Source organism: Lentzea sp. NPDC036949, from assembly GCF_055608075.1.
Window position 1 is genome coordinate 59,574 of sequence record NZ_JBVJRA010000004.1, and the last position, 18,752, is coordinate 78,325.

Here is an 18,752-nt window from a genome sequence, read left to right on the forward strand (position 1 = left end):
CAAGATCAGTCCCGCCCGCCGATCGGAGCACCCACCGCTGCCGTCCACCTCCTCGACGGCGAGCGGTGGTTCAGCCCGTTTTGACGGTGTTGTGAGCCTTGCCACTGCGCAGCCGGTTCGGACGAACTCCCCCGGCGATCGGACGTGACCCCGACCCCGTCCGGTCACCGGGGCTGCAGGCCCTCCAGGAACTCCCCGGCCGCACGGGCCACGCCGAAGTGGTCGCCGGTCGCGAAGCTCGCCCCCGCCGCACGCCACCACTCGGCCTGCTCGGCGCTGGTGATCCCGTCGACCGCCACCGACACACCGCGTTCCCGCAGCAACGGCAGCAGCGCCGCGACGTACGGCGACCGGTTCTCCACCAGGCCGCGGGCCACCCGCACCGCGCGGACCGGCAGGTCGGAAGCGAGCAGGCCGAAGTCCAGCGGTCCCAGGCCGAAGTCGTCGATCGCCGTCAGCACGCCCATGCGGGTCAGGACGGCGACGTTGTCCGCGGCGTCGGCCATCGGCAGCACCGAGCCGGGCACGCTGATCATCAACTGGTCGGTGGGCAGCCCCACCTGGTCGAGCACGCCCACGACCCGCGAGACCAGGTCCGCGTCGGCCGACTGGTGCGCGGTGAGCCGCATCGCGAGCGCGCGGTCGAACTGGCCGCGCTGGCGCCACCACACCGACTGGCCGGCGGCGACCCGCAGCGCCCACTCGCCGAGCGGCAGGATCAGCCCGGTCTGCTCGGCCAGCTCCGCGCACCGGTCGTGGCCCAGCTCGCCCGCGTCCGGCCGGTCCCAGTGCAGCGCGGCCTCGACACCGCTGACCACCCCGCCGACCAGGTCGACGACCGGCCGGTACCGCACGGTGATCTCGCCGTCCTCCCACGCGCTCGGCATCGCCACGGCCAGCGCGTCGTCACGGCGTTCCTCGGCGTCCTGGCCCGCGTGGAACAGCTCCCACTGGCCGCGGCGGCCCTTCTTGGCCCTGCGCAGCGCGCGTTCCGCCGAGCGCAGCACGTCGAGCGGCTCGCTGTCGGCGGCCGGCCGGTGCACGACGCCCGCGCTGACCGACACCGCCAGCCCGTGACCGTCCACATAGGTCGGTTCCAGCCCGAGGTCGTCGTTGATGCCGCGCATGACGGCGTCGATGCCCGGCGTGGTCGCGGTGTTCTCGACCAGCACGCCGAACTCGTCGCCGCCGAACCGGGCGATCATGACCTTCTCGTCCGCCAGCAACGCCTTCAGCCGCTGCGTGACGTGCTGCAGCAGGCGTTCGACGACCCGGCCGCCGAAGGTGTCGCGCAGCATGCCGAACGCGTCGAGGTCGAGGTGGAACACCGTGATGCCGTGCTCGGGGTCGCACTTGCGCAGCGCGATCTCCAGCTGGGTCGTGAAGAACTGCCGGTTCGGCAGGCCGGTGAGCACGTCGTGCAGCGCCTGCCGCTTGAGCTCGCCCTGCAGCAGCGCCAGCTCCGTGCCGTCCTCGACCACCACGACGAAGTGCATCGGCTTGTCGTCGGCGCCGCGCAGCAACGACGCCGTCAGCGTCACCCGCGCCGACTCGCCGTCCTTGCGCAGCAACCGCTGCGACTGCCGGACCCGCTCGGTGGCGCCGGCGGCCAGGTCGGCGAGCGCCTCCCGCAGCATGTCGGTGAAACCGGGCTGGATCAGGTCGAGCAGCGGCACACCGGTGAGCTCGTCGGAGGTGCTGCCGAGGATCTGCCCGATCGCGGCGTTGACCTGGAGCAACCGGCCGTCGAGGTCGACGATCAGCACGCCGTTGGTCGAGGAGGTGACCACCTCGTTGAAGCGGGCCTCGCTCTCCCTGAGGTTCCAGTTCGCGTCGCGGACCGCCTTGAGCAACGACTTCTGCATGCCCTCCTGCTGGGAGAGCACGGACTCGGTGCTGGCGGCGGTGAACCCGACGCCGAGGGCGCCCACGGCGAGCGCGACCCGTTCCGCGTACCGCTCGACGGGCTGGAACTCCGGCAGCGCGAGCAGGCCCTTGCCCAGCACCTCGGTGGTGCAGCGCAGACCGGCCTTCCCGAGGTGGCCCAGGCCCACCAGGTCGGCGCCCAGCTGCTCGACCGCCGTCGCGCGGAACGGTTCCTCGTGCAGCAGGGCGCACAACGCGTCGAGCCGGCCGCTCAGCTCCTCGTCGAGCTCCTGGCTGCCGCGCGGGATGACGACGGTGCCGAGCAGCCGGTAGGACCACTTGCGCGCGAGCGTCAGCCGCGCCCGGACGGCGTCCTCGGGCGACGGGGTTGCGTCACGTGCACGACTCGGCTTCGGCATTCGGGGCTGCCTCGTCACGGGCTCGGAGTGTCCGGCAGTTTAGCCACGCACCGTCGGTCCCACCTCAACCGGCGACGTGAATCGACATCACCGTATCGGTATCGGCTATGACTTACGACCGACCCCTGCGAAGGCGATCCGGTTCACCGCCGGGTCGTCGGAGATGTCACCAGGACCGGAAGGTCGCCATTCGGCGTACTTGACCAGTCCCGGTTCGACCAGCTCGAAATCACCGAAGAAGGCTTCGATCTCGGCGCGGTCGCGATAGGCGACGTCACCGCCGCCGGCCTTGCTCATCCGGTCGGTGACGGCCCTGGCCTCGTCGTTGACGTGGTCGCCGGCCATGTGCGAGATCGCGAGGTAGCTCCCGGCGGGCAACGCCTCGCGGTAGCGCTTGAGCAGCCCCTGCGGGTCGGCGTCGTCCGGCACCCAGTGGACCATGAACAGCAGCAGCAGCCCGACCGGCTGGTCGAAGTCGAGCAGCCGCCTGACCTCGCCGCTGCTCAGGATGCTCTCCGGGTCGCGCATGTCGGCCTGCAGCACGCCGACGCGGTCGTTGCCCGCGACGATCAGCTCACCGTGCGCCACGGCGACGGGATCGCGGTCCACGTAGACGACCCGGCACTCCGGGGCCTGCTCCTGCGCGACCTCGTGCACGTTCGCCACGGTCGGGATGCCGGAGCCGATGTCGAGGAACTGCCGCACCCCCTGCTCGGTCATGAACCGCACGGCACGGCGCAGGAAGGCCCGGTTGAGGCGGGCCGCGCTGCGCGAGTGCGGCATCATCTCCTCGGCCTTGTCGCCCATCACGCGGTCGACCGCGAAGTTGTGCGCGCCGCCGAGCAGGTAGTCGTAGACCCGCGCCGCACTGGGCACGGACACGTCCACGCTCTGCGGGATCCAGTTCTCGTCGGCCACGGCGACCACCCTCTTGAGGTTGCGGACGCACAAGCTTAGTCATGCACGAAGCGCACTCGATTAGGCCGCAAGTGTGAACACACGCCACCCGAACGGGCACTGTCATCCTCACCCGAACGACTCATAAGGTGGTCCATCCTTTCCACGTCGCGAGGAGCGATGATGTCCGTCCCGGTGGCACCCGGTCGGCTGCCATTTCTCGGGCACACGTTGCCAATGCTCAGGAAAAGATTCGCCTTCACCGGGAATTTGCGTGGTCGCGGTGATCTGGTGGAAGTCCACCTGGGTCCGATGCGCACCTATTTCGTCACCAGCCCGCGGTTGACGCACCAGGTGCTGGTCACCGACGCGCCGAAGTTCCACAAGGGCCGGATGTACGACAAGTTCCGCCCGTTCGTGGGCAACGGGCTCGCGGTGTCCAGCGGGTCGTTCCACCTGCGCCAGCGCCGGATGGTGCAGCCGGCGTTCCACCGCGACCGGATCGCGGGCTACGTCACCGTCATGGCCCGCGCGGCGCGCGAGGTCGTCGACGGCTGGCGGCCGGGCGAGGTGCGGCAGCTGGAGGCCGACATGCAGGGCCTCGCCGTCACGATCGTCGGTGAGGCGCTGTTCTCCACCGAGATCGGTCAGCGGGCGATCGACGAGGCCCGGCGGTCCGTCTTCGTGATCATCCGCAACGGCATCCTGCGCGCGTTGTCACCGGGGTTCGTGGAGAAGCTGCCCATCCCGGCGAACCGCGAGTTCGACGAGGCGGTCGACCGGATGCGGGCGATCGTGCAGGAGGTCATCGCGGCCCGCCGCGACGACCCGGCCGACCACGGCGACCTGCTGTCGACCATGCTGGCCGCCAGGGACGCCGAGACCGGCGAGCCGATGACCGACGAGCAGGTCTTCGACGAGGTCATCACGCTGCTGACGGCCGGGATCGAGACCACCGCGCTCGCACTGGCGTGGATCTTCCACGAGATCGCCGCGAACCCCGACGTGCAGCGGCGGGTCGTGGCCGAGGTCGACGAGGTGCTCGCCGGGCGCGCGGTCACGGTCGACGACGTGCCGAGGCTGACCTACGTCGGCCAGGTGGCGAGCGAGGTGCTGCGGAAGTACCCGCTGTGGCTCGTCATGCGCCGCACCGCCGAGGAGGTCGACCTCGGCGGCGTCCGCCTGCCACCGGGCACCGAGGTGATCCTCAGCCCGCACACCCTGCACCACGACCCCGCGCAGTTCCCCGACCCCGAGCGCTTCGACCCGGACCGCTGGACGCCCGAGCGCGTCCGGCAGCTGCCGAAGGGCGCGTTCGTCCCGTTCGGCGGCGGTATCCACCAGTGCATCGGCAACCACTTCGCGCTGACCGAGATCGCCGTCGTCGTGGCGGCGGTCTGCTCGCGCTACCGGCTGGTCCCGGACCGGCCCGTGCGCACCACGTTCACCAATGCGGCCTACCCCAACGACCTGATGATGAAGGTCGTCCCCCGCTAGTTGGAGGTTTGTTCCCCCATGCGTTTCCGTCGGCTCTGTGCCGCCGTGCTGCTCGCCGCGCTCTTACCGGTGCCCGCGCAGGCGAACGCCGCCCAGACCACCTGTGAGGACGTGTACACGCCCGTCCAGTTCGGACTGGTCAAGCAGACGATGTACGGCCGCCTCTGCGTCCCCCGCGGGGCCAGGGCGGTCCAGGTGCTCGTCCCCGGTGGCACCTACACCAGCGGCTACTGGGACATCCCGGTCGGTCCCGAGGCCCGGTCGGTCGTGCGCGCCATGAACAGCGCCGGCATCGCCACCATGGCGGTGGACCGGATCGGCACCGGCAAGAGCACCAAGCCGCTCAGCATCCTGGTCGACGTCCCCAACCAGGCCGAAGCGGTGCACCAGATCGTCGAGCGCCTGCGGCAGCGGTTCGCGAAGGTGCTGATCGGCGGGCACTCCATCGGTTCCGCGATCGCGATGGCCGAGGCCGGCCGGTACCGCGACGTCGACGGCGTGCTGGTCACCGGCATGACCCACCAGTGGGACTACGTCCGGGCCGTGCCCGCGCTGACGAACCTGATCCCCGCCGTGCTCGACGCGAAGCTGAGCCTGCGCGGTCTCGACCTCGGCTACCTGACCACGGCACCCGGCACCCGTTACACCATGTTCCACGCACCGGGCCCGAAGGTCACCGACGTGGTGAACCTCGACGAGTCCACCAAGGACGTCGTGTCGGCCGGTGAGTTCGTCACGACCGCGCTGATGTCGAACATCGTGCTCCCCGCGAGCGGTGCCATCGACGTGCCGGTGATGACCGTGCAGACCTCGGCCGACTACTTCTGCGGCACCCCGCCGCTCGGCGCCGACTGCTCGTCGTCCGCGGCACTGGCCCGCTCCGAGCGGCCGTTCTACCCGCGCGCACCGCGGCTGGACGCCTTCGTGGTCAACGGGTACGGCCACTGCTTCAACTTCTCGGTGACGGCCGCTGACGCCTACCACACGGCCGTCGTCACCTGGCAGCGCAGCGTCTGACGGCATCTGCAAGGGGGCTAGAGCTTCTGCAGGAACTCGCCTGCGTCGCGTGGAACGCCGAAGTGGGTGCCGATCGCGAGGTCGGCGCCCGCTCGCGCCCACCACTCGGCCTGGGCGGCGGTCTCGACGCCGTCCACGCAGATGTTCACGCCCAGCTCGTGCACGGCGGGGATGAGCGCGGCGCACCGCTCGTCCTGCTTGCGCACCAGGTCCCCCGGCACCAGCACGGACGCGATCGGCAGCTCCGAGAGCCAGTTCAGGTCGCGCGGGCCGAGAGCGAAGTCCTCCAGCGCGATCCGCACTCCCCTGGCCGCCAGCGTGCCCAGGTTCTCCGCCGCGCAGGCCACGTCCAGCACGCCGACCGGCATGCTCAGCGTCAGCCGCTCGTGCGGCAGGCCGGTCTCCTCGATCACCCGCGCCACGCGGGACACGAGGTCGCCGTCGGTCGACTGGTGGCGGGTGAGCCGGACGCCGAACTGCGCGTCGAGCTCACCGCGGTGCCGCCACCACTGAGCCTGACCGGCGACGATCCGGATCAGCCACTCGCCCATCGGCAGGATCATGCCCGTGGCGTCGGCGAGCTCGGCGCAGCGGTCGGTGAGGTCCCAGTGCAGCACGGCCTCCACGCCCGCCAGCTCACCGGTCGCGAGCGCGCGCACCGGCCGGTAGCAGACGCCGATGTCACCCTGTTCCCACGCGCCCGGCATCACGACGGCCAGCGCGTGGTCACGGCGCCGTTCGGTGTCCTGGTTGCTGTGGAACAACTCCCACTGGCCGCGCTGGTCCTTCTTGGCCTGCCGCAACGCGAGGTCGGCCATGCGCAGCAGCTCGACCGGGTCGACGTCCGGCGAGGGCCGGTGCACGACGCCCGCGCTCACCGACACCGCGAGCCCGTGCTCGTCGACGAACACCGGTTCGGCCAGGTCGGCGTTGATCGTGGTCATCATCGTCGCGATGTCCGGTGTGGCGGCGGAGTTCTCGACGACGACGCCGAACTCGTCACCGTCGAACCGGGCGACCATCGCCTGTTCGCGCGACAGCAACGCGCGCAGCCTGCGGGCCACGTGCTGCAGCAGCCGCTCGCCGACCCGGCCGCCGAGGCTGTTGCACACCAGGCCGAACGCGTCGAGGTCGAGGTGGAACACCGTCACGCCGAGCACGGGGTCGGCCCTGCGCAGCACGGTCTCCAGGTGGGTGGTGAAGAACTGCCGGTTGGGCAGGCTGGTCAGCACGTCGTGCAACGACTGCCTGCGCAGTTCTCCTTGCAGCAGCGCGAGTTCCGTGGCGTCGTCGGCGACCACCAGCACGTGGCTGGGCTTGTTGTCGCCGTCGCGCAGCAGTGACGCCGTCAGCGTCACCTTGGCCACGTCGTCCTCGCCGCGCAACAGGTGCAGCGGTTCCCGTTCGAACTCACGGCGTTCGGCCAGCACGCGTTCGACCATCTCGCGGAACACGACGACCGACCCCGGCGCGACGAAGTCCATGAGCCGGGTGCCCGGATCGGGCTTGTGGCCCAGGACGTCGCCGACGGCGTCGTTGACCCACACCACCTTGCCGTCGAGGCCGACGACGAAGATGCCGCTGGTCGACGACGTCGCGATGCCGGCGAACCTGGCCTCGCTGCGCCGCTGGTCCCGCTGCGCGTCACGGGCGGCCTTGAGCAGCGCGAGCTGCATGCTCTCCTGCTGGTCCAGGATGGAACGTGCCCGCGCCGCGCTGAAGGCGCACATCAGCGCGCCCATGCCGCCGACGACGCGCACGACGTGCTGCTTGCTCCCGCTGAACTCGTCCAGGCCCAGCAGGCCCTTGCCGAGCACGTCGACGGTGCGGCGCAGCCCGGGCTCGTTGACGTAGCCGACGCCGGCGAGCCGCTCGCCCACCTGCTCGAACGGAGCGGGGTCGAACGGCTCGCTGTGCAACGCCGTGCACAACGCGTCGAGCTGGTCGCCCAGTTCGGCGTCCAGCTCGTCCCGGCTCAACGCGACCATCACGACGCTGCTGAGCAGGTAGCTCCACTTGCGCGCCAAGGCTTCCCGCGCGCGGGCGGTGGCGGTGCCCGCAGGTGGAGCGGCATCGGGTCTACGGCTCGGTTTCGTCATTCCCGTTGCCCTGTATGGGTTGAAGAGTGCCCGGCAGTTTACCCACCACGAGTCGGCGTCCGTTGCGCCAACAGTGTGAAAGCGCCACTCCTTGGAGTGGTTTTAACCCTTACGACCTACTTCAGCGTACCGGAACACGTTCACGGGCGCCTCCGCAGCGACGCCGCCGGGACCGACCGGTCACCGCGCGGCCGTCGCCTCCTGGGCGGTGCGGATCTGACCCTAGACTCGGCGCATGGACGAAGAGATCCACGAGCGGATCCGCGACACCATCAAGGCGATCCCCCGCGGCCGCGTCGCCACCTACGGCGACATCGCCGATCTCGCCAAGGCACCGTCGCCCCGGCTGGTCGGCCGCATCCTGAACGAGGACGGCCACGACCTGCCCTGGCAACGCGTCCTGAAGGCGGACGGCACCTGCGCCCCGCACCTGCGCGACACCCAGCTGCAGATGCTGCACGAGGAAGGGGTGCCGAACCTCGACGGGAAGGTCAACCTGCGGGAGTACCGGTGGGAGGACGCGCGCGAAGAGGAGCTCCCCGGGCTCTGGTAGGCGGCGCGCAGGTCGGCGACCGGCCTCGCGCTCACGCCGACCTGCGCACCCCCGCAACGCCCTCCCGGTACTTCCGCACCAACGCCTCGACCACCAGCGGATGCGCCCCGACCGGTTCCGCCACCACGTCCGCCCCGCACGCGGCCAGGCCGCCCTGGAAGACACCGGGCGCCAGCAACCACGACGCCACCACGACCCGCCGCCCGCCGTGGCGGACCGAGGCCACCACGTCCGCGATCCGGGGCGTGGCCGTGGCGACGTACCCGACGGCCTCCGCCCCCACCAGCACCGCGGCCCGCCGCACGTCCGCCAGCGCCCGCGCGTCCGACGAACCGGCCGCGCCGAGCACCACCAGGTCGCCGCGCCGGACCCCGGCCTCGCGCAACCGGTCCACCACCGCCGGCACCGCGGCCACGCCCAGCGGCTCGGTCACCACGACCCCGGGGCGTGACCCGATCTGCTCCGGGATGTCCACCCGCACGTGGTACCCGGCCGCCAGGAACACCGGCACGACGACGCACGGACCGTCCACAACGGACCGGACGTCCGGCTGGAGCACGTCGGCGTACGCGACCGCGACGGGTGCGTCCACCGCGGCGCGCACCAGGGCCGCGATCTCCTCGCACACCGCGACCCCGCGCGGGTTCCGCGTGCCGTGGAAGGCCAGGACGAGCTTCATGCGGGCTCCATCGCGAGTCGGTATCCGCGCTTGACCACGGTGCACACCATCTGCGGCGCCCCCAGTGCCGTCCGCAGCCGTCCGATCGCCGTCTCCACGGCGTGTTCCTCGCCGCCGGAGGGCAGGGCGGCCAGCAGCTCCTGCCGGGACACCACCCGTCCGCGGGCGGCGACGAGGGTGCGCAGCACCGCCATCGGCGCCGGTGCGACGGGGCGCAGCTCGCCGTCGATCACCACGGCCTGGGCGCGCATCTCCATGTCCAGCGAAGCGATCCGCAGCCGGGTCGCCCGCGCGGGCAGCTCGACGGCCAGTTCGCGCACCATCGAGCCGATGCGCGAGCGGGCCGGCTGCACCACCGGGATTCCTGCGGCCACCAGGGGACCTGCGGTGATCGCGCCGACGCCGACCACCAGCACGGTGCGGCGCAGGGCCTCCACCAGGTCGGCGCGGCGGTCTCCGGCCGTGCGCAGCACCGACGAGGCGGCCGGGGCGCTGGTGAACGTCAGCGCGTCCACCTGGCCGTCGAGCACCGCGTCGATCAGCCGCTCCAGCGGGCCGGGGTCGGCGGGCGGTTCCCAGCGGTAGACCGGGATCTCGACGACGTCGGCGCCCGCGGCCTGGAGGGTGCCGACGAAGTCCGGCAGCGGTTCGCCGTGCAGCTGCACGGCCACGCGTTTGCCGGAGACGCCCATCCGCAGCAGGTACTGCAGCAGCTCGGCGTTCGACTCGGACGACGGCGACCACGTCTCGGTCAGGCCGGCGGCCCGCACCGCGCCCTTCGCCTTCGGGCCGCGCGGCAGCACCACGGCCGACGACAGGGCGCGGTGCAGGCGCGCGCCCAGGCCCCAGCCCTCCGCGGCCTCGAACCAGCCGCGGAAACCGATCGCGGTGGTCGCCACGACCACGTCGACCGGCGCCGACAGCAGGGCGGACGTCGCGGCCAGCAACGAGGTGTCGTCCGGCAACGGCACGATGCGGATGGCCGGGCCGTGCAGGACCGCGGCGCCCTTGCGTTCGAGCAGCGCGATGAGCTCGTCGGCACGGCGGGCGGCGGTGACGCCGATGGTGAACCCGGCCAGCGGACCGGTCACGTCAGCTCCACCACACCGTCACGCACACGCACCCCGTGCACGGCGACCGACACCTCGGGCGAGTCGAGGCACTTGCCCGTGGCCAGCTCGAAGGCCTGCTTGTAGACCGGGGACACGACCACGGGCACGCCGCCGCGGTCACCGAGGATGCCGCGGGAGAGCACCGCGGCGCCGCTGAACGGGTCGACGTTGTCCAGCGCGTGCAGGGTGCCCTCCGCGGTCAGGAACACGGCCACCTGCGAGCCGTCGGGGAGCAGGGCCGCGACGCCCTGTTCCGGGCGCAGCAGGGCGAAGTCACAGACCTTCGTCATCGCACGACCTCCGGGATGCCGAGCTGGACGGGAACGCGCTGACCGCGTTCGGCGCGGAACGAGATCGACGGGTCGGGGGTGCCGGGGGCGTTGACGAACGACGTGAAGCGCGCCAGCTTCTCCGGGTCCTCCAGCACGCCCTTCCACTCGTCGGCGTACGAACCGACGTGGGCGTCCATCGCGGCCTCCAGGTCGGCGCAGATGCCGAGCTCGTCGTCCACGACCACCTCGCGCAGGTGGTCGAGGCCGCCGTCGAGGCCCTCCAGCCACGCCGAAGTGCGCTGCAACCGGTCCGCGGTGCGGATGTAGAACATCAGGAACCGGTCGATGGTGCGGATGAGCGTCTCCGTGTCCACATCGGACACCAGCAGGTCGGCGTGGCGGGGTGTGAAGCCGCCGTTGCCGCCGACGTAGAGGTTCCAGCCGTTCTCGGTCGCGATGATGCCGAAGTCCTTGCTGCGGGCCTCCGCGCACTCGCGCGCACACCCCGACACCGCGGACTTGAGCTTGTGCGGCGACCGCAGGCCGCGGTAGCGCAGCTCCAGGTCGATCGCGAGCCCGACGGAGTCCTGCACGCCGTAGCGGCACCAGGTCGTGCCGACGCAGGACTTCACCGTGCGCAGCGCCTTGCCGTACGCGTGCCCGGACTCGAAGCCGGCGTCGACCAGGCGGCGCCAGATCTGCGGCAGCTGGTCGACCGTCGCGCCGAACAGGTCGATCCGCTGCCCGCCGGTGATCTTCGTGTAGAGCCCGAAGTCGCGGGCGACCTCGCCGATCACGATGAGCTTCTCCGGCGTGATCTCGCCGCCGGGGATGCGCGGCACGACCGAGTAGGTGCCGTTGCGCTGCATGTTCGCGAGGAACCGGTCGTTGGTGTCCTGCAACGAAACCTGTGCCTCGCCGAGGATGTGCCCGTTGTTCAGCGACGCCAGGATCGAGGCCACGGCGGGCTTGCAGATGTCGCACCCGCGCCCGCTGCCGTGCTTCTCGACCAGCGCGGTGAACGTCGTGATCCGGGTCGCGCGGACGATTTCGAACAGCTCCGCGCGCGAGTGGGTGAAGTGCTCGCACAGCGCCTTGGACTGCTCGACGCCGCAGTCGGTCAGCAGCTTCTTCAGCATCGGCACGCACGAACCGCAGCCCGTGCCCGCCTTGGTGCACGCCTTCAGCTCGGCGACGTCGCACGCCACACCGGACCCGATGGCGTCGGTGATCGTCTGCTTGGTGACGGCGTGGCACGAGCAGACCTGGGCGTCCGCCGGCATGTCCACGTCGACGGCCGCACCCGGCTGCAACAGGGCCGCGGGGACCTCCTTGCCCACCAGCGGGCGCAGCGACGGGTAGGCCGACGCGTCACCGACCAGCACGCCGCCGAGCAGGGTCTTCGCGTCGTCGGACACCACGAGCTTGCTGTACGTGCCCGCGACGGCGTTGTTCACGACGACTTCCAGCGCACCCTCGGTCGTGGCGTGCGCGTCACCGAACGACGCCACGTCCACGCCGAGCAGCTTCAGCTTCGTCGACACGTCCGCACCGGGGAACACCTTCGTGCCACCGGAGAGCTGGTCCGCGACCACCTCGGCCATCGCGTAACCGGGCGCCACCAGCCCGTACGTGACGCCCTCGACCGCCGCGCACTCGCCGATCGCGAACACGTGCGGGTCGGCGGTGCGGCAGGAACCGTCGACCAGGTACCCGCCGCGCGGTCCCAGCTCCAGCCCGAGGTCCAGGTCGGTGCGGGGCCGGATGCCGGCGCTGAACACCACGACGTCGAGGTCGAGCTCCAGACCGCTGGCCAGCTTGGCGATCAACCGCGACCCGTCGCGTTCGATCGAGGAGGCGGAGGTGCCGGTGTGCACGGTCAGGTCGAGCTTCTCGACCAGCCGCTTCAGCAGTCCGGCGCCGCCGTCGTCGACCTGGATCGGCATCAGCCGGGGTGCGAGCTCCACGACGTGCGGCGAGACCCCCATGCCGCGCAGCGCGTTGGCCGCCTCCAGGCCGAGGAGGCCACCGCCGAGCACCATGCCGGAGTGCCGGCCCGGCCGGTCGGCGGCCTGGACCGTCGCCCGGATCTCGTCCAGGTCGTCGATGGTCCGGTAGACGTGGCAGCCGGGCAGGTCCCGGCCGGGGACGGGCGGCACGAACGGCACGGAGCCGGTGGCCAGCACCAGCGCGTCGTAGCCGACCTCGACACCGGAGGCGCCCACGACGACCCGGCGTTCCCGGTCGACGGAGACCGCTTTCTCGCCGAGGCGGAGCTCGCACCCGCTCAGCGCGGGCAGCTCCAGGCCGGCGGAGCTCCACGTGTCCACATAGGACGACAGGGCGACCCGGTCGTAGGCGGGGCGGGACTCCTCGCCGAACACGACGATCCGCCACCCGGAGTCGTGCAGGAGTTCGGTGAGCCGGTGGCCGACCATGCCGTGGCCGATCACGACCAGGGTTCGAGTCATCGGAGTCCCTCCTTCCACCCGGAATCGTCACCGGGCGGTGTGTCGTGCCGAGGTCAGCTGTGTGTCCGAGCTGTTACACGCCCGCGTAGGCCAGGGACGGCCGCGCCGCGAAGACGGTGCGCCGCAGGTAGAACCACCACGTGGTGCCCAGGCAGAGCGCGTAGAACACGAGGATCGCGGTCAGCGCGGGCGTCAGCGTCTTCGAGCCCTCCAGCGAGAACTTGAAGACCAGGTTCACCAGCACGCCACCGGCCGCGCCGACCGCGCCCGCGATGCCGACCACGGCGGCGGCCTGGCGCTTGGCGGACTTGTCGTCGTCCGACTGCGTGCGGAAGATCGCCGGGATCATCCGGTACGTCGAGCCGTTGCCGACGCCGGCCAGCACGAACAGCGCGATGAACGAGCCGAAGAACAGCGCGAAGTTCTTCGTGTCGACGCTGATGATCACGCCGATCGTGCCGACGCCGAGCCCCACGAACGTGCCCAGCGTCACCTTCGCGCCACCGACCCGGTCGGCGAGCCACCCGCCGGCGGGCCGGGCGACCGAGCCGATCAGCGCGCCGAGGAACGCGAGCGCCACCCAGCCCCTGTGGTCCACGAAGCTGAGCTTGATCAGCGACGGGAACGCGAACGAGTAGCCGATGAACGACCCGAACGTCCCGATGTACAGGAACGACATCACCCAGGTGTGCTTGTTGGACAGCGCCAGCTTGTACGACTGGCCGTCCGGCTTGGCCTGGGTGAGGCTGTCCATGAAGAACCAGGCGCACAGCGTGGCGACCACGATGAACGGCATCCAGATCAGCGCCGCGTAGGCCAGGTGGATGCCGGTGCCGAGCGTGATGACGACCGGCACGATGAGCTGCGTGATCGCGACGCCGAGGTTGCCGCCGGCGGCGTTCATGCCGAGCGCGAGGCCCTTCTTGCCCTCCGGGTAGAAGAACGAGATGTTCGCCATCGACGACGAGAAGTTGCCGCCGCCCAGGCCCATGGCGGCCGAGGTGAGCAGGAAGAACCAGTACGGCGTGCCGGGCGTGGACACCGCGTGGGCGAGCATCGTGCAGGGGATCAGCAGGAGTCCCGCGCTGATCGTCGTCCAGACCCTCCCGCCGAACCGCGGCACCGCGAACGTGTAGGGCACCCGCAGCACCGCGCCCACCAGGTTCGGCACGATCAGCAGCCAGAACTGCTGGCCGACGCTGAAGTCGAACCCGACCGGGCCGAGGCTCACCACCACGATGCTCATCAGCACCCAGACGCTGAACCCGAGGTTCTCCGCGAAGATGGAGAGCGCGAGGTTCTTGCGTGCGATCCGCTTGCCGGTGGACTCCCAGAACTCGGGCTTCTCCGGCTCCCAGTGGTCGATCCAGCTCATGTACGTCCTCCGCGGGGTCGGCGATTGCCGAGAAACCTAGGAACCGCGCGTTACCAGGGGGTTCTGGTCGATGACGGCGGCGGCAACTCCGCCGCACATCACGCGGTGGCCGGTTGTGAGGCCCCGAGCCAGTCGAGCAGCCCGCACACGGCGTCCTTGCAGCCACCGCAGCCCGTGGTCGCCCGCGTGGCCTCCGCGAGCTGCGGCAACGACTCCGCGCCCGCACGCCACGCGGACACGATCTGTCCTTTGGAGACGGTGTTGCAGCGGCAGATCACCGCGCTGGACGGCAGGTCCGCCGGTGACGCGGCCTCCGCGGGCAGCGCCCGGCCCAGCAGCAGCGCCAGCCGGTCGGTCGGCGCGGGGATGCCGCGGTCGTAGAGCTGGGTGATCGTGGCGGCCGCGTCCGGTGCGCCCAGCATGATCGCGCCGGTGACCCGGTCGTCGCGCAGCACCAGCTTGGCGTAGCGGCCGCGGGAGGGTTCCTGGAAGCACAGGACCTCCGAGTCGGGGCAGTCCACGTCGGTGTGCACGTCACCCAGTGCCGCGAGGTCCACGTCGCGGGCCTTCAACCGGGTCACGACGGACGTGCCGCTGTAGCGCGCGGCCGGGTTCGCGCCGGTCAGCCGGTCGGCGAGCACGGCGGCCTGGTCCCACGCGGGCTGCACGAGACCGGAGACGGTGCCGGGGTGCTGGGCGCAGTCGCCGATCGCGTGGACGCGCGGGTCGCTGGTGCGCAGCGCGTCGTCCACGACGATGCCGCGGTCCACGTCCAGTCCCGCCCGCACCGCCAGCCCGGTCTCCGCCCGCACACCGGCGGAGACGACCACCAGCTCTGCGGGCACGTGCGTGCCGTCGTCGAGGACCAGGCCGTCACCGGGCAGGTACTTGGCGGCCCGCGCGTTCAGCCGGAACTCGATGCCGAGCTTGCCGAGGGTGCGCGCGAGGACACCGCCGGCGCCGGGGTCGAGCTGGCGTTCCATCAGGTGCCCGACCGGGTGCACGACCGTGACCAGGCAGCCGCGTCCGGCCAGGCCGCGTGCCGCCTCGATGCCCAGCAGGCCGCCGCCCAGGACCGCGACCGGCATGCCCTTCTGCGCCTTGGCCTCGATCCGCGCGCAGTCGTCCAACGTCCGGAAGGCAACCACCCCGTCGGCGAGCTTCCCGTCCTCGACGAGCCCTTCGGCCGGCGGCACCCACGGCACACTCCCCGTCGCCAACACCAACGCGTCGTACGCAACAGTCACGCGGGGCCCCCGCGTTCCCCCCAGGGGAACACGGGACTCCCGCGTGACATCCAGGGGAACGTGCACGCGGGGCCCTTCCGTGCTCTCTGAGGGTACGAAAGCGCCCCGCGTACACCTGACGTCCACCGTTCGGGTGACGCGGTCGAGGGAGACGACCTCGTGGGAGAGGCGCAGGTCGATGTTGTGGGTGGCGGCCCAGGATTCGTCGTGGAGGCGGGTCGCTGAGGGAATCATGGTCCCGGCGACCACGGTTGAGAGCAGCACGCGGTTGTACGCCGCGTGCGGCTCGGCTCCGATGACGGTGATGGAGATGTCCTGGTCACGGCGGCGGAGCTCGTCCGCCAGCCGTGCGCCCGCCATGCCGTACCCGACGATCACGACTCGTCGCATGCCCGCTCCAATCGCACCGCGCAGACCTTGAACTCGGGCATCCGGCTCGTGGGGTCGAGCGCGGGGTTGGTGAGCAGGTTCGCCCGCCCGTCACCGGGGAAGTGGAACGGCAGGAACACCGCGTCGACGCGCATGCTCGGCACGCAGCGCACGGTGGCCGTGACACGACCTCTTCTGGACACGACGTGCGCGGGCTCGCCGGGAACGAGTCCCGCCCGCGCGGCCGTGTCGGGGTGCACCTCGACGTACGTCCCGGGAACGGCCGCGGCCAGCTCCCCGATCCGCCGCGTCTGCGCACCCGACTGGTAGTGCTGCAAGACCCGCCCGGTGGTGGCCTGCAACGGGAACTCGGCGTCCGGCGGTTCCGCCGGGCCGGTGTGGTCGACCGGGACGAACCGCGCCAGACCGTCGGCGTGGGCGAACCGGTCCAGGAACAACCTGGGGGTGCCGGGGTGGTCGGTCGAGGGCACCGGCCAGTGCAGCTGCTCGGCGTCGAGCCGCTCGTAGGTGATGCCGGAGTAGTCGGACAGGCCGCCCTGCGAGGCCTTCCGCAGCTCCTCGAACGCCTCGCGCGGCGACGTCGGGAACCCCGTCGGCACGCCGAGGCGCGCGGCCAGGCCGTTGATCAGCTCCAGGTCGCTGCGGACACCCGGCGGCGGGTCGAGCGCCTTGCGGCGGCGGATGACCCGGCCTTCGAGGTTCGTCATCGTGCCGTCCTCCTCTGCCCACTGCGTGACCGGGAACACGACGTCCGCCATCGCGGCGGTCTCCGACAGGACGAAGTCGGCGACCACCAGCAGGTCCAGCGCCTTCATCCGCTCGGTGACGTGGGCCGCGCGCGGCGCCGAGACGACCGGGTTGCTGCCGAACACGAGCATCGCCTTCAGGTCGTCGGCGGTGAGCAGCTCGTAGGCGCTGCGGCCGGGACCCGGCAGCTCGTCGACGCCCCAGACGTCCATGACGTGCGCGCGGGCCGCCGGGTCGTCGATCTTGCGGTAACCGGGCAGCTGGTCGGCCTTCTGACCGTGCTCGCGACCGCCCTGGCCGTTGCCCTGCCCGGTCAGGCAGCCGTAGCCGGAACCGGTCCTGCCCGGCAGGCCCAGCGCGAGCGCCAGGTTGATCCACGCGGAGACGGTGTCGGTGCCCGACGCGTGCTGCTCGGTGCCCCGCCCGGTGAGGACGTACGAGCTCCCGGCCAGCATCTGCACGGCCGCGCGCTGGTCGGCGGCGGACACGCCCGTGACGCGTTCGGTCTGCTCCGGCCACCACTGCGCGGCGATCCGCCAGGCGTCGTCGAACCCGGTGGTGCGCTCGGCGATGTACTCCTCGTCGACCAAGCCCTCGATCACCGCGGTGTGCAGCAGTCCCAGTGCCAGCGCCAGGTCCGTGCCCGGTGCGGGCTGCAGGTGCAGCGTGGCGCGTTCGGCCGTGGCCGTGCGGCGCGGGTCGATGACGATCAGCCGGGCGCCTTCGAGGTGCCGCAGGAACGGCGGCATGGTCTCGGCCGGGTTGGAGCCCGCGAGCAGCACCGTGTCGGCGGTCCGCAGGTCGGTGAGCGGGAACGGCATGCCCCGGTCCAGCCCGAACGCCCTGTTGCCCGCCGCCGCGGCCGACGACATGCAGAACCGGCCGTTGTAGTCGATCTGCGAGGTCTTCAGCGCGACCCTGGCGAACTTGCCCAGCAGGTACGCCTTCTCGTTGGTCAGCCCGCCGCCACCGAACACGGCGACCTCGTCGGGTTCGCAAGTCCTGATCCTGTTGACCACGTAGTCCATCGCCTCGTCCCACGAGGCGGGTTCGCCGTGGACCAACGGCGTGGTGAGGCGGCCTGGATGGCGCAGCAGCTCCCCCGCCGTCCAGCCCTTCTGGCACAGCCCACCGGGGCCGGGGGCCACCTGGCCGTCGATGACGCTCATGGCGCACTGGAGCGCGCAGTACGGGCAATGGGTCACGCCGCTGACGCTAAGAAGCGCGCGTTAACCCGAAGCTCCGCAATGTTTCAGGCCGGGAAAATGGCCCGCTCAGAGCAGCTCGGTCACGTGGTGAGCAGCTCGTTCCAAGCCCGCAAACGACCGCGGCGTTGACAACGGGTGCAGCGCGTGCACGGCCAGCCGGTACAGCACCGCCCGCACCAGCGCCTGCTCCCACTCGGCCTGGTGGCTCCACCGGTGGAACAGGCCGGCGTCCGCGCCACCCCACGCGACGGCGTCCACCGCGACCACGGCCGCAGCCCACTCGGCCGGCCGCCAGTACGCGGCGAAGTCGATGACCGCGGGCGGCGCGGTGCCGGCGAACAGCACGTTGCCGAACAGGTCGCCGTGCACGACCTGCGGCTTGAGGTTGATCGGCTTCTGCACCTCGGCGAGCAGCTCGAACAGCCGGCCGCCGAGGTCGGCGTCGAGCGGCACGTCCTCCTCGCCCCACGCCAGGCGGTCGGCGACGGCGAACACGTCGGTGCGCGCGTCGAGGAACCGGGGTCTGGGCAGGTCCGCCGTGGCCTGGTGCAGGCGCTGGGCGACGGCGATCACCTCGTCGTGGCGTGCCTCGGCGCGGCCGGCGAGGAACTTGGTGGCCGACCAGCCGCCGACGACGTAGCGGCCGTCGGTGGACCGCAGCGGGCGGCCGATCCTGAGGTTCGGCACGTCGAGGTTGTCGAGGGTCTTGGCGATCCAGGTGGCCTCGGCGGGCCTGGGCGCCGGGCGGATCGTGGCGTCGCCACACCGCCACGCGGGGCCGCCGTCGATGAGCTCTGGTTCGGCGTCACGTGCCCCGAACGCCGCACGCACGTGCGCTGGGGGCGGTTCGGGACTGCGGGTCACGGCTGGGCACGCTACCTGGCTGGACCGTCCGGGTGGTGG

General features: G+C 71.5%; 14 protein-coding genes. 3 read left to right on the plus strand and 11 right to left on the minus strand.

Features of this window, described 5'->3' with window-relative positions; translation table 11 throughout:
• Nucleotides 1–164: 164 nt before the first annotated feature.
• The gene (locus ACZ7CD_RS12665; RefSeq protein ID WP_470374404.1) at nt 165–2,285 is read right to left on the minus strand and encodes a putative bifunctional diguanylate cyclase/phosphodiesterase; all 2,121 of its coding nucleotides are present in this window, start codon (nt 2,283–2,285) and stop codon (nt 165–167) included.
• A gap of 105 nt (nt 2,286–2,390) precedes the next feature.
• A complete protein-coding gene (locus tag ACZ7CD_RS12670) occupies nt 2,391–3,203 on the minus strand; it encodes an SAM-dependent methyltransferase (RefSeq protein ID WP_360386375.1) in 813 nt (270 codons plus the stop codon).
• 162 nt (nt 3,204–3,365) lie between these two features.
• Here ACZ7CD_RS12670 and ACZ7CD_RS12675 point away from each other — a divergent pair, with 162 nt between their 5' ends.
• The gene (locus ACZ7CD_RS12675) at nt 3,366–4,679 is read left to right on the plus strand and encodes a cytochrome P450 (protein ID WP_458429273.1); all 1,314 of its coding nucleotides are present in this window, start codon (nt 3,366–3,368) and stop codon (nt 4,677–4,679) included.
• An 18-nt stretch (nt 4,680–4,697) separates the two neighbouring features.
• Nucleotides 4,698–5,696, plus strand: a complete 999-nt coding sequence (locus tag ACZ7CD_RS12680; protein ID WP_360386369.1) for an alpha/beta hydrolase — start codon at nt 4,698–4,700, stop codon at nt 5,694–5,696.
• Between the two features lie 17 nt (nt 5,697–5,713).
• Here ACZ7CD_RS12680 and ACZ7CD_RS12685 read toward each other — a convergent pair whose 3' ends face one another.
• Complete coding sequence (locus tag ACZ7CD_RS12685; RefSeq protein WP_470378929.1) at nt 5,714–7,795, minus strand: putative bifunctional diguanylate cyclase/phosphodiesterase; 2,082 nt, start codon at nt 7,793–7,795, stop codon at nt 5,714–5,716.
• Between the two features lie 235 nt (nt 7,796–8,030).
• On the opposite strand from ACZ7CD_RS12685, the gene ACZ7CD_RS12690 reads away from it, so the two are divergent.
• Nucleotides 8,031–8,348: an MGMT family protein gene (locus tag ACZ7CD_RS12690; protein WP_360386363.1), complete on the plus strand. Its 318-nt coding sequence runs from the start codon at nt 8,031–8,033 to the stop codon at nt 8,346–8,348.
• Nucleotides 8,349–8,379: 31 nt separating this feature from the next.
• Here the strand turns inward: ACZ7CD_RS12690 and ACZ7CD_RS12695 are convergent, their stop codons facing one another.
• The 8 genes from ACZ7CD_RS12695 to ACZ7CD_RS12730 form a co-directional block, all read right to left on the minus strand.
• Nucleotides 8,380–9,027, minus strand: a complete 648-nt coding sequence (locus ACZ7CD_RS12695; RefSeq protein WP_360386361.1) for a sirohydrochlorin chelatase — start codon at nt 9,025–9,027, stop codon at nt 8,380–8,382.
• On the minus strand, nt 9,024–10,118 hold the full coding sequence (locus tag ACZ7CD_RS12700; protein WP_360386359.1) for a uroporphyrinogen-III synthase: 1,095 nt from the start codon (nt 10,116–10,118) through the stop codon (nt 9,024–9,026). The genes ACZ7CD_RS12695 and ACZ7CD_RS12700 overlap by 4 nt, the downstream gene beginning before the upstream one ends.
• On the minus strand, nt 10,115–10,429 hold the full coding sequence (gene nirD / locus ACZ7CD_RS12705; protein ID WP_360386357.1) for a nitrite reductase small subunit NirD: 315 nt from the start codon (nt 10,427–10,429) through the stop codon (nt 10,115–10,117). The genes ACZ7CD_RS12700 and nirD overlap by 4 nt, the downstream gene beginning before the upstream one ends.
• Nucleotides 10,426–12,882 carry a nitrite reductase large subunit NirB gene (gene nirB, locus ACZ7CD_RS12710; protein ID WP_470369374.1) on the minus strand — a complete coding sequence of 819 codons (2,457 nt, stop codon included), beginning with the start codon at nt 12,880–12,882 and terminating at the stop codon, nt 10,426–10,428. Before nirB ends, nirD begins: the two co-directional genes overlap by 4 nt.
• Nucleotides 12,883–12,955: 73 nt before the next feature.
• On the minus strand, nt 12,956–14,257 hold the full coding sequence (locus tag ACZ7CD_RS12715; protein ID WP_470369375.1) for an MFS transporter: 1,302 nt from the start codon (nt 14,255–14,257) through the stop codon (nt 12,956–12,958).
• 98 nt (nt 14,258–14,355) lie between these two features.
• On the minus strand, nt 14,356–15,894 hold the full coding sequence (locus ACZ7CD_RS12720) for an FAD-dependent oxidoreductase (RefSeq protein WP_470378930.1): 1,539 nt from the start codon (nt 15,892–15,894) through the stop codon (nt 14,356–14,358).
• Entirely contained in the window at nt 15,879–17,810 is a 1,932-nt protein-coding gene (locus ACZ7CD_RS12725; protein WP_470379112.1) for a molybdopterin oxidoreductase family protein, read from the minus strand. The genes ACZ7CD_RS12720 and ACZ7CD_RS12725 overlap by 16 nt, the downstream gene beginning before the upstream one ends.
• A 105-nt stretch (nt 17,811–17,915) precedes the next feature.
• A complete protein-coding gene (locus ACZ7CD_RS12730; RefSeq protein WP_360386346.1) occupies nt 17,916–18,713 on the minus strand; it encodes a TIGR02569 family protein in 798 nt (265 codons plus the stop codon).
• Between the last annotated feature and the right edge of the window lie 39 nt (nt 18,714–18,752).